The 10,532-nt window shown below is 68.6% G+C and carries 9 protein-coding genes and 4 pseudogenes; 5 read left to right on the top strand and 8 right to left on the bottom strand.

The window, feature by feature from the left end; all coding sequences use genetic code 11:
• The coding region (locus ACFU8Q_RS34195; RefSeq protein ID WP_384461840.1) for a hypothetical protein at positions 1 to 541 on the bottom strand (541 nt) is incomplete at its 3' end.
• Between the two features lie 16 nt (positions 542 to 557).
• On the opposite strand from ACFU8Q_RS34195, the gene ACFU8Q_RS34190 reads away from it, so the two are divergent.
• The 3 genes from ACFU8Q_RS34190 to ACFU8Q_RS34180 all read left to right on the top strand — a co-directional run bounded on the left by ACFU8Q_RS34190 (position 558) and on the right by ACFU8Q_RS34180 (position 3,236).
• Complete coding sequence (locus tag ACFU8Q_RS34190; RefSeq protein ID WP_384461837.1) at positions 558 to 1,046, top strand: GNAT family N-acetyltransferase; 489 nt, start codon at positions 558 to 560, stop codon at positions 1,044 to 1,046.
• Positions 1,047 to 1,299: 253 nt separating this feature from the next.
• On the top strand, positions 1,300 to 1,947 hold the full coding sequence (locus ACFU8Q_RS34185; RefSeq protein WP_384461834.1) for an LAETG motif-containing sortase-dependent surface protein: 648 nt from the start codon (positions 1,300 to 1,302) through the stop codon (positions 1,945 to 1,947).
• Positions 1,948 to 2,162: 215 nt separating this feature from the next.
• Positions 2,163 to 3,236, top strand: coding sequence for an enoyl-CoA hydratase/isomerase family protein (locus ACFU8Q_RS34180; RefSeq protein WP_384461831.1), 1,074 nt, complete (start codon positions 2,163 to 2,165; stop codon positions 3,234 to 3,236).
• 59 nt (positions 3,237 to 3,295) lie between these two features.
• Here the strand turns inward: ACFU8Q_RS34180 and ACFU8Q_RS34175 are convergent, their stop codons facing one another.
• The 7 genes and pseudogenes from ACFU8Q_RS34175 to ACFU8Q_RS34145 all read right to left on the bottom strand — a co-directional run.
• Entirely contained in the window at positions 3,296 to 4,759 is a 1,464-nt protein-coding gene (locus ACFU8Q_RS34175) for an arabinose isomerase (RefSeq protein WP_384461828.1), read from the bottom strand.
• Positions 4,760 to 4,840: 81 nt separating this feature from the next.
• Positions 4,841 to 5,153: pseudogene (locus ACFU8Q_RS34170) on the bottom strand (FGGY-family carbohydrate kinase); the annotation flags it as partial.
• Between the two features lies 1 nt (position 5,154).
• Positions 5,155 to 6,006: pseudogene (locus ACFU8Q_RS34165) on the bottom strand (SDR family NAD(P)-dependent oxidoreductase); the annotation flags it as partial.
• Positions 6,007 to 6,023: 17 nt separating this feature from the next.
• Positions 6,024 to 6,152 (bottom strand): annotated as a pseudogene (locus ACFU8Q_RS34160) (rhamnose isomerase); the annotation flags it as partial.
• Between the two features lie 421 nt (positions 6,153 to 6,573).
• Positions 6,574 to 6,801: a hypothetical protein gene (locus tag ACFU8Q_RS34155; protein ID WP_384461825.1), complete on the bottom strand. Its 228-nt coding sequence runs from the start codon at positions 6,799 to 6,801 to the stop codon at positions 6,574 to 6,576.
• A gap of 88 nt (positions 6,802 to 6,889) precedes the next feature.
• Positions 6,890 to 7,381: a hypothetical protein gene (locus ACFU8Q_RS34150; protein WP_384461822.1), complete on the bottom strand. Its 492-nt coding sequence runs from the start codon at positions 7,379 to 7,381 to the stop codon at positions 6,890 to 6,892.
• Positions 7,382 to 7,489: 108 nt separating this feature from the next.
• Positions 7,490 to 7,714: pseudogene (locus tag ACFU8Q_RS34145) on the bottom strand (FAD-linked oxidase C-terminal domain-containing protein); the annotation flags it as partial.
• Positions 7,715 to 8,038: 324 nt separating this feature from the next.
• On the opposite strand from ACFU8Q_RS34145, the gene ACFU8Q_RS34140 reads away from it, so the two are divergent.
• Positions 8,039 to 8,902 (top strand): pentapeptide repeat-containing protein, encoded by an 864-nt coding sequence (locus ACFU8Q_RS34140; protein WP_384461821.1) that lies wholly within the window; start codon positions 8,039 to 8,041, stop codon positions 8,900 to 8,902.
• Positions 8,903 to 9,060: 158 nt separating this feature from the next.
• The coding region (locus tag ACFU8Q_RS34135; RefSeq protein WP_384461818.1) for a radical SAM protein at positions 9,061 to 10,532 on the top strand (1,472 nt) is incomplete at its 3' end.

Here is a 10,532-nt window from a genome sequence, read left to right as displayed (position 1 = left end):
GGCCGACGAACCGGACGAGATGTTGTGGCGGCGCGTCGGCCTGATCATGGAGCTGGACAACGCGCGGGAGGCCCGTCCGGCTCCGCGTCCGGGCGACGAGCGGCGCCTTCGCCCCGGCCCCGGGCGCGATCGCCGACCTGAGATCCAGGATGAGCAAGGACCGGAAACCGAACGCGGCACCGGGGTCGAACGCGGTGTTGAGTCCGAACTCCGTGGTGATCGTGAACCCGGTGTCGAGCCAGGAATCCGTGTTGACCCTGAACTCCGAGTTCGGAAAGAGCTCGTTACCGAGGGAAAACCCGCTTCGGCCGGTTCGGTCTCCGAACCCACCCCGGCGCTCGATCCCGGTCCGGCGCCCGAACCCGCACCCACCGTCGTTCCTGTACGCGATTGCGTTCAGGTTCGTGATCCGGTTCCCGATCCTGGACCTCCGCCGACAGCGGTGCCGGAAGCCGCACTCGGACTGCTCGCCCGGCTCGGGCTGCGGCGGCGCCCATCCAGGCGTCCTTGCTGAAAACTCCTGGCGCGGGGAGAACGGCACCGGCATCCTGACGCACATGCTGATCAGAGAAGCCACAGCCGGGGACTGGGCCGATATCTGGCCGTTCTTCCACGAAATCGTCGCAGCGGGCGAGACGTTCACCTATCCGCTCGACCTCGATGAGCGTGAGGCCCGCTCCTGGTGGCTCCTCAAGTCACCGAACCGCACGGTCGTCGCGGTCGGCGACGATGGGGCGGTCCTCGGTACGGCGAAGATGAACAACAACCACATGGGCAACGGCGCGCACATTGCCAGCGCCAGTTACATGGTCGACCCCGAGCATTCCGGGCAGGGTGTGGGCCGGGCACTGTGCGCGTACACACTGGACTGGGCTCGCGCATCGGGGTTCCGGGCCATGCAGTTCAACGCTGTGGTGGAGACGAACATCCACGCTGTCCGGCTCTACCGCTCGCTCGGATTCGACGTCCTCGGAACGCTGCCCGAGGGGTTCAACCATCCGAAACACGGCTTCGTCGGACTGCACATCATGCACTGCCGTCTCTGACACATCTACCGTCTCTGGAAACCCACCGAGTATCCGACCTGGCCGCCTCGACGGGCTGCGTTTCGACAGGGATTGCCGCCAAGGACTTGCTCCGCTCTCTTCGCGCTGTGTCCGCGATGTCCCAACTGGTGCCGATGTGGGTTCAGTTGTGACTTCGGATGCTCCGTGGGGCGGTTGCGCACGTAGTTGTCACGGGCAGTACTGTGCGCCCCACCGCCATTCAGGCGATGAAACATATGCGGAGGAAGAATTCATGACCATACCCAGGAGATCGTTGCGTGCTGCGGGGACACTCGCGGCCGCAGCGGTGGTCGGCCTCACCGGCACGGTCCTCACCGCCGGCCCGGCCGCAGCTCACACTCCCACCTGGGCCGTGACCTGTACTGACGTGAGCCTTGACTTGACCGCCTACAACAGCAACGTCACCAACGAGGTGACTGTCACTGTCGACGGCGAGAACCTCCTGCCCACCCAGACCTTCGGCAAGGAGTTCCACAAGAAGCTCGAGCTGCCCGAGCACGACAAGGAACTGACGGTTCATCTCGTCGTCAAGGCCGGCGACGGCGACAAGTTCTCGCGCGACGAGACCAAGCAGGCGCCCGTGTGCGAGGGCACCACCCCGTCACCCTCGCCGTCCGAGGACACCCCGTCACCTACGCCGTCGGAGGCCACGCCGTCGCAGGCGCCCTCCTCGGAGGCGCCCGTCGAGAGCGCCACGCCCAGCGAGGCGCCTTCGGAGTCCGCCCCGGCAGCGGCTTCCCCGAGCCCCAGCTCGCCGGACCTGGCCGAGACGGGTTCCTCGTCCGCCACCCCGATCATCGGTGGAGCGGCTGTGGCCGTCCTGCTGGCCGGTGGCGGCATCATGTGGTCCGTGCGCAAGCGTCGCACCGCACAGCACTGACGTAGACCAATGGTCCCGGCACCGGAATGTGCCGGGACCACCGGTCGAGGTGGCTCCCCGCTCGCGGGGAGCCGCACCCTTGTGCGCTCTCATTCTTGTGCACTCTCGCCCCGTACCCCTGCTGCCCGAGCCCGGGGCCCGCCCCGCAGAATGGCAGCGGAAGATCGTCCGCGATCGGCGGGCGATACGGCACAGGGGCTGACCGGAGCGCATTGATGAATCACGACGATCCCGTTCTGCTGCACACCGAGGGACGCATCCGGCACATCACGCTCAACCGCCCGCGCGCCCTCAATGCGCTGAATCACGCCATGGTGCTGCGCATGGACGCAGCACTCGGCGAAGCCGAGGCCGATGACGCCATCACCGCGGTCCTGATCACCGGCGCGGGGGAGCGCGGCCTCTGCGCGGGCGGCGACATCCGATCGATCCATGAGGACGCCCGCTCGGGCGGCGGCACATCGATGGACTTCTGGCGTGACGAGTACCGGCTCAACGCGCGCATCGCCCGGTTCTCCAAGCCGTACGTCGCGGTCATGGACGGCATCGTCATGGGCGGCGGGGTCGGTGTCTCCGCCCACGGCGACGTCCGTATCGTCACCGAACGCTCGCGCGTCGCCATGCCCGAGACGGGAATAGGCTTCGTCCCCGATGTGGGCGGGACGCACCTGCTCGGCGCCGCACCCGGTGAGCTCGGCACCCATCTGGCACTCACCGCGGACGCGGTCGGCGCGGCTGACGCACTGCTGTGCGGGCTCGCCGACCACTTCGTACTGTCCCACCACCTCGCCGGGCTCACCACGGCCCTCGCCGCCTGCGGTACGGCAGCCGAGGTCGAGGAGACCGTACGGCGCCACGCCTCACCCGCGCCGGGCGGTGAACTGGCGGAGCACCGCGAGTGGATCGATTCCTGCTACCGGTCCGCCTCCGTCGAGGAGATCCTCGACCAGCTCGGTACCAGCGGTGTTCCCGCTGCCAAGCAGGCCGCCGAAACGATCCTGGCCAAGTCTCCCACCGCGCTCAAGGTGACCCTCGCCGCGCTGCGCAGGGCCCGCAGGCTCGGCAGCCTGGAGGAGGTGCTCGACCAGGAGTACAGGACTTCGTGCACCGCCTTCACCAGGCCCGACCTGGTGGAAGGCGTGCGCGCCCAGATCATCGACAAGGACCGCAATCCGCAGTGGAACCCGGCGGACCTGGCCGAGGTCACCGAGGCCGACGTGGCGCTCTTCTTCGCGCCGCTGGGCGACCGCGAGCTCGGCCTGGCTCCCGCTTCCCGAACGATGGACTGAGGCATAGCGCCGGACCGGGGTATACAGGGTGGAACCGGGTGGATCGGGGCCGGCGCCCCTCAGAGGTCGTTGGGGCCGGTCACGGTGCGGAACGGGATACCGAGAAGGTCGGCCGCGGCCTTGAAGTCCTTGGCGCGGTGGCCGGTGCAGAGAGTCCAGTGGTGGCCGATGCCGGTCGCGGACCAGGCGTCGGTCCACTCGCCGGGGTCGAAGCCGAAGTCGACACGGGAGGTGGTGTTGCCGATCTCCAGCAGAGGTCCCGGGACGACTTCGCCCTCGGAGACGATGAATGTGAACGTCCCGTCCGCCTCCTGGCCGACGCCGAACGTGGTGACCGGACCGTGCCTGACGTCGAATTCGACGCTGACGCCCCACCCGCGTTTGCCGTGGTACACACCAAGCCCGCGCAGCAGCGGATCCTTGGCGCTGATCGCGAGGTGGGCGGGGCCGTCGTGCCCCATCTCGACGACCCGGTCGCGGAAGTTGAGGGCCTGGAGCTCGGTGAAGGATCCGCCGACGCCGATGGTGTCGGCGATCAGCATCGCAAGGCTGGTGCGCAGCTCGTATTCCCCGGCCATCGGGATGCCCCGGGCGGTCAGCAGCGAAGCTCCGAGGATCATGCCTGCGCCGAGCCGCTCATGGATCTCCCCCTCCAGACCGCGGTGGTAGTAGGCGAGACTGTCGAGCTCGAAGTCATCGACGAGCCGGTCCAGTCCGACCGACACCCGGGCGGCCCAGGCAAGATCGCCCTCGTCGACGGAATCGTCGAGGGTGAAGACCCTGCGTGCGAGCGCGACTCGTTCGGTGGCCTCCACGTCCGTCACGGCGGCGACCCGGACCCGCAGGTCGTCGAATTCGAGGACTTCGAGGTGTCCACCGAACTGGGTGGAGACCAGTGTCATGTCGGTGGAGACGTCCAGCATGCCGGGGTAGAGGTGGCCCATCAATCCGTGTCGGCCGTGGCGCATCGCACCCCGCACCCGGGCGGCGGAGATCCACCTGCGGATCCGGTTCCAGGCGTTCCCGTCGTGCAGATGGCCGGAGACGGAGCGGAAGGGGATGCCGCTGCGTCGGAACACATTGGCGACCTCCGGCAGCGGGCACTGCCCGCAGTACGCCAGCCACTGGCCCGTGTCGGTGTTCGGGTGATCCATCGCCTCGGTCGGCTGGAGATCGATGACCAGCACCGGGGTGTGGGTGCGCTGGGCGATCGGCAGGACCATCGAGGCTGTGAGGTACGTCGTCAGGAACGTCACGACGATGTCGCAGTCGGCCTTCCGCAGCTGTTCCGCCGCCTCGGCGGCCTCCTGCGGGTCGGAGATGAAGCCGGCGTCGACGACCTCGCAGTCCATCTCCTCGAACCGCCCGGTCACGTGACGCGTCGATTCCCGCAGCTGGTCGAGGAGACCGGGGAACTGCGGCCAGTACGCACCGAGTCCACCGGAGACCAGGCCGACGCGGGTACGGCGATGTGCGGTGCGGGCGAGCGCGCCGTCGAGTACCACGGGCGAGACATCAGTCATGAGCTTCCTTCCTTCGTCATCCATCGGGGCCCGGGCATCCGCCGGACGGTGCCCGGTCTGTGTGTCGCAGTGCACGGGGACTCAGGCCGGCCGCAGTCTCGCGGCAGCCCGGTCCCAGGCACGCTGATCTCTCTGCGGGGTGTAGTGGCGCAACTCCTGGGTCTGCGCGACGAGTCGCCGCATGTCCATGAGATCGCCCACGAAGCCATGGGCGCGTGCCTGCAACAGGATGTTGCCGAGCGCGGTCGCCTCGGCGGGGCGGGCCGGCCGTCACGGGCAGCCCGGTGGCATCCGCGGTCCACTGACACAGCAGCTCGTTGCGCGAACCGCCCCCGACGAGATGGATCCGGGCCGGATCCCGCCCCGCCAGCCCGGCGGCCTGCCGCAGTGTTCTCCATGATGTCGTGCTGCGGGTCCCAGTCCCGGGCGGTGGTTTCGAGCAACGGCTTCGAGATCGGGATCCCGGCGTTGTTCGCGACGAGATCCACACCGCCGAACGCCGGCACGGCGGCCTTGAACGCCCCGGCGATCTGCTCCGCACTGGTCACATCGACCGTCACCGCGACAGCCTTGTCCGGCCCGCCGAGATCCTGGGCCACCGAGGCGTCACTCTCCGCATCGAGGTCCGCGACGACGACACACGCCCCCTCGGCGACCAGCCGGTGTGCGATGGCCTTGCCGATACCGGACCCCGCACCCGTGACCAGCGCCACCCGGGTGGTCAGCGGCTTGGGCTTCGGTATCCGGCGCAGCTTGGCCTCCTCCAGCTCCCAGTACTCGATCCGGAATTTCTCGGACTCCTCGATCGGCGCGTACGAGGAGACGGCCTCGGCGTCACGCATCACATTGATGGCATTGAGGTAGAACTCCCCGGCGACCCGGGCGGTCTGCTTGTCCTTGCCGAAAGAGAACGTGCCGACCCCGGGCACCAGTACGATCGCCGGATCCGCGCCACGCATCGCGGGGAGTCGGGGGTGGCGTGACGCTCGTAGTACGCGCGATACGCGTCCCGATACTTCCCGTGCAGCTGCTTCAGGCGCGCCAGGACCTCGTCCAGCGGGGCGTCCGCGGGCAGGTCGAGGACCAGCGGGCTGACCTTCGTACGAAGGAAGTGGTCCGGGCACGAGGTGCCGAGCGAGGCAAGCCGCGGGTGTTCGGCACGGGAGAGGAAGTCCAGCACGGGCTCCGTGTCGGTGAAGTGGCCCTCGACGGCTCCGACCATCAGATCGTCGTCCGCGTAGTACCGGGAGTTGAAGTCGAATGCGAACGGGTCGCGTGGCACCCCGGGCTGTGCGAACACCTTGAACCGAGTCCCCGAGTCCCCGTACCCCCACGACGGTGTCTCGATCACTTGGGACTTCAGGGTTGCCTTGACGGCCGACACGTTGGGCATGAACACCTCACAAGTGGAGTCATCCAGCGATCGTGGTCGTTCGGGCGGGCCATGAATCGTTTCATATAAAACTACGCTAGGTTTGCCAGAAGCTGCCAGTCAAGCGACTGGTTGAGTACCCTCGGTCATTTGAATCAATTCACCGTGCCGGGATGCGGGGTGCGGGGTGCGCCCGAGAGGGCGAGAGGAGATGTGGCCGTGGGACGGAAGGGCGATGCCGTGCGGGCCGGGAGAGCCCGGCCCGCCGACTCGTTCCGAGCAGGGTGGCGCATCTGAGCGACGAGTTGAAGGGCGGCTGCGCGACGACCGTAAGCCCGCAGATCCGCCGGCTCGCGGATCGACGGCCGAGCGGACCCGCCCGGTTCGTTCCGCCCGGCGACGGAGTGCACCGCGACCGTACGGTGCTGGTCAGCAGGTCCGGTCAGCGACCGCTGCCGGAGGCGCTCGGCTGGAGCGAGCGCACGAGATCGAAGAACCGGGACTCATTGCCGCAGAGCCCCGCACGCTCAAGTGCGACATCCGCCTCCGCGATCGGCGAGGCGAGCAAGGGGACATACACGGGAACTTCGTCAGGCTCCGTGAGCGCCGCCCGAGTGGCCTCCAGCAGTCGGACATACGCCTGGGCCGCGGCGAGTTCGTCATTGAGCATCTCAGCATCTCCCGGTCAGAGGTGTCGGATCCACCAGCATCCCCCATGGGTCTGACAATGACCTCCCACCATGTCCCCGGGCCGTAGGCTAACCGCCGTTCGGCCGTCGGGCACCGGCCGGTGGTTCGACCTCCAGGAATCTTCTGCGTCGCGGCCCGCGGTACAGCAATACCGTCCAGCCCAACTCCCGCAGCACGGCGGCGCACCGGCGCAGCTCGGCCTCCTCCGCATGCGCGGCTCCGCTGCCGGGCGGACCGAGCCACTCGACCCTCACGCTGTCCGGCGCATCGCCGGGCACCAGGCGGTACCCGGTCGCCGTACGCACGCCGGAGCCGTCAACGGCCGAGGCAGCCAGGCCCGATGCTTCCAGGGCCAGGGCGACGGCCCGTATCGGCCGGAGAATCTCCCACTGTGCGGGCACGCCCTCCGGACTTGCCTGTCCGGTGTTCGTCAGCCGCCTGATCTGCAGGAGGCCCTCGAACGCCGTCCGTACCGCAGCGGCCCGGCTTCCGGCCGGTGCCGAAGCCGGTGGGCCGTCCCCGGTGGCCGGTTCGAAGCCGGTCTCGTGCTCGCTGACCATCACCGTCCCCTTCGCCCGTGCCCTACTGCTCTCAAGTGTGCGTCGCCCCACTGACAATGGCTCGGACGCGGGCCGTCCGGACGTCGTCGCCCGCAGTCGAGGCCCCGGCTACGCCCCCGGAGTGCCGCTTTCGTCGGACGGTGACGGACGGCCCCCGTCGAGCACCTTGCCCGGATTGAGAATGCCGTGCGGGTCCAGCGCAGTCTTCACGGCGTGATGCATGCTCAGGACCGCGGGACCCAGCTCCTTGTTCATGCCACGCATCTTCAGCAGCCCGACCCCGTGCTCGCCCGTCACGGTGCCGCCGAGCGCGATCGCGTCGTCGAGGATGTCCAGGGGGCCCACTCGGCCTCGTCGTGCTGATACCGGGCAAGGTCGGCCGGATCCGTGAGGACCCGCTGGGCAGGGATGCTGTCGGCCGATGCGTTCACCACGTCCGTGGCCACCTCCCGAAAGATGTAATAACCACCATCATTGCGCGCACGCTTGCCGCCCGGAGCGGAGCCCCCTGATCCGGCACCCGTGGAGAAGCCGAAAAGGGGCGCCGTGGTGATCCGTGCCCGCTGGTGATGATCAAGAAATCGGTGTGCGGGCGTGGCGGATCCGGATAGGGTCGATCGTCCGACAGTTCCGTATATCCCGGAGGACCCACGCACTGTGCCCGACAACGCCCGACGCCCCGGCACCGACAGCACCGACCGTGTCGACCGCACCGACCGTGCCGCGCTGCGCGCCGACTGCGCGAGCTGCTTCGGGCTGTGCTGCGTCGCATTGACCCTGACGCGGTCCGCGGACTTCGCGATCAACAAGGAAGCCGGTAAGCCCTGCCGTAATCTCCAGGAGGACTTCCGCTGCGGTATCCACACCGATCTGCGGACGCAGGGCTTCCCCGGCTGCACCGTGTACGACTGCTTCGGGGCCGGCCAGAAGGTCTCCCGCGAAACCTTCGACGGGCAGGACTGGCGGCAGGCCCCGCAGACCGCCCAGCAGATGTTCCAGGTGTTCCCGGTCATGCGGCAGCTCCACGAACTCCTCTGGTACCTCACGGAAGCACTGTCCCTGGACGCGGCACACCCCCTCCACGGCGAGATCCGGCGCGGCCTCGACGAGACGGACCGTCTCACCCGCCTCCCTGCGGATGCGTTCACGGACCTGGACGTGGCCGCGCACCGTGACGACGTCGCGGGCCTCCTGCTCCGTACCAGCGAACTGGTACGAGCCACGGTGCCCCGCAGGAAGAAGCGAGACCACCGCGGCGCCGACCTCATCGGAGCCAGGCTCAAGGGTGCCGACCTGCGGGGCGCCGACCTGCGGGGTGCCTACCTCATCGCGGCGGACCTCACGGGTGCCGATCTGCGCCTGGCCGATCTGATCGGCGCCGACTTCCGGGACGCCCAGCTGTCCGGTGCCGACCTCACCGGGAGTCTCTTCCTCACTCAGGCGCAGCTCAACGCGGCCCGGGGCGACGCGGCGACGAAACTGCCGTCCTCGCTCAGCCGGCCCACTCACTGGGACCGCTGAAGTCCCGGCCCGGACGGTGCAGCTGACGGCCCGGACAGCATCCGCACCGCACCCGGACGAATGGGCCGGTGCGGCCGGGCACCGTAGACGTCCGTGGTTCGTTGGACAGTGAGGCGTACCCGGAAGGCCTCCGACGACCGGACCGAGGAGTCGCGCACATGCCCAGCAGTACCAACCGCAGCCGCACCGATCAGAGCCACGCCGAAGAGCGTGGCGCGGACGGGAGCCGCACCCGCCTGATCGAGCGGCTCATGGAGCAGTTCCCGCACGTGCCCCGGGAAGCCGTCATCAAGGAAGATCTCCTGCGCGGCGGATTGGCGTTCGACGAGTCCGCGCTCAGCGACAACGAGGGCGGCGACGTCAAGCCGAAGTCGTACTTCATCTTCTCGTTCGACCACGGAACACTTCCCGAGCTCGGCGCGGCCGCGCTCCGCCGCCCGCCGGAGGAGATCGTCCTCACCGGTGGCCCGTACGAGCTGCGCCGGACCGTGGTGTCGGTACGGGTCAACCCGGCGTCCCCGTACCGCGTCGCTGCGGACGGCGACGGCGTGCTCGGGCTGTACCTCGACGGCCGGCGGATCTCCGACGTCGGCCTGCCGCCGATGCCGGACTACTACCGGCACACCCTTGAGAACGGCAAGTCCGTGATGGAGGTCGCGCCCACCATCCAGTGGGGCTACCTCGTCTACCTGACGGTCTTCCGGGTCTGCCAATACTTCGGGGCGAAGGAGGAGTGCCAGTACTGCGACATCAACCACAACTGGCGCCAGCACAAGGCGGCGGGACGCCCGTACACCGGTGTGAAGCCGGTCGACGAGGTCCTGGAGGCACTGGCCATCATCGACAAGTACGACACCGCTAAGACGTCGACCGCCTACACCCTCACCGGGGGCGCCGTCACCTCCCACATCGGCGGCCGCGACGAGGCGGATTTCTACGGCCAGTACGCGAAGGCCATCGAGGAGCGCTTCCCCGGCCGCTGGATCGGCAAGGTCGTCGCCCAGGCCCTGCCCAAGGACGATGTGCAGCGCTTCCACGACTACGGAGTCCAGATCTACCACCCCAACTACGAGGTGTGGGACCGCCGGCTGTTCGAGCTCTACTGCCCCGGCAAGGAGCGTTACGTGGGCCGTGACGAGTGGCATCGCCGCATTCTGGACTCCGCCGAGGTCTTCGGCCCGCGCAATGTCATCCCCAACTTCGTGGCGGGCGTGGAGATGGCCGAACCCTTCGGCTTCACCACGGTGAACGAGGCCATCGAATCGACCACCGAAGGCCTGCGGTTCTTCATGTCGCACGGCATCACGCCGCGCTTCACCACATGGTGCCCCGAGCCCACCACCCCGCTCGGAAAGACCAACCCGGACGGAGCGCCGCTGGAGTATCACATCCGCCTGCTGGACGCCTACCGCTCGACGATGGAGGAGTACGGGCTCAGCTCACCCCCCGGCTACGGCCCGCCCGAGCAGGCGGCGCCCGACGAGGCGAGTACGCTGCTCGTCCTCACCGATGACCCCACCGTGGTGGGGCGGTTCGCCGCCGACCCGGCGCGCGACGTGGTCTGGGCCCACACCCCGCAGGCGCCCGATGTCGTGTACGCGGGGACGGAGCCGGCAGCGCTGTTCCGTTC

The sequence above is a fragment of the Streptomyces sp. NPDC057543 genome (assembly GCF_042801895.1).
Classification (GTDB): domain Bacteria; phylum Actinomycetota; class Actinomycetes; order Streptomycetales; family Streptomycetaceae; genus Streptomyces.
The sequence above is the reverse complement of the archived record's forward strand: the minus strand, read 5'-3'. Positions and strand labels throughout refer to the sequence as shown.

Bases quoted from the DNA above. Each gene is read 5' to 3' on its own strand.
- ACFU8Q_RS34190 (WP_384461837.1), top strand. From the start codon at position 558: ATGCTGATCAGAGAAGCCACAGCCGGGGACTGGGCCGATATCTGGCCG.
- ACFU8Q_RS34185 (WP_384461834.1), top strand. From the start codon at position 1,300: ATGACCATACCCAGGAGATCGTTGCGTGCTGCGGGGACACTCGCGGCC.
- ACFU8Q_RS34180 (WP_384461831.1), top strand. From the start codon at position 2,163: ATGAATCACGACGATCCCGTTCTGCTGCACACCGAGGGACGCATCCGG.
- ACFU8Q_RS34175 (WP_384461828.1), bottom strand. From the start codon at position 4,759: ATGACTGATGTCTCGCCCGTGGTACTCGACGGCGCGCTCGCCCGCACC.
- ACFU8Q_RS34155 (WP_384461825.1), bottom strand. From the start codon at position 6,801: ATGCTCAATGACGAACTCGCCGCGGCCCAGGCGTATGTCCGACTGCTG.
- ACFU8Q_RS34150 (WP_384461822.1), bottom strand. From the start codon at position 7,381: ATGGTCAGCGAGCACGAGACCGGCTTCGAACCGGCCACCGGGGACGGC.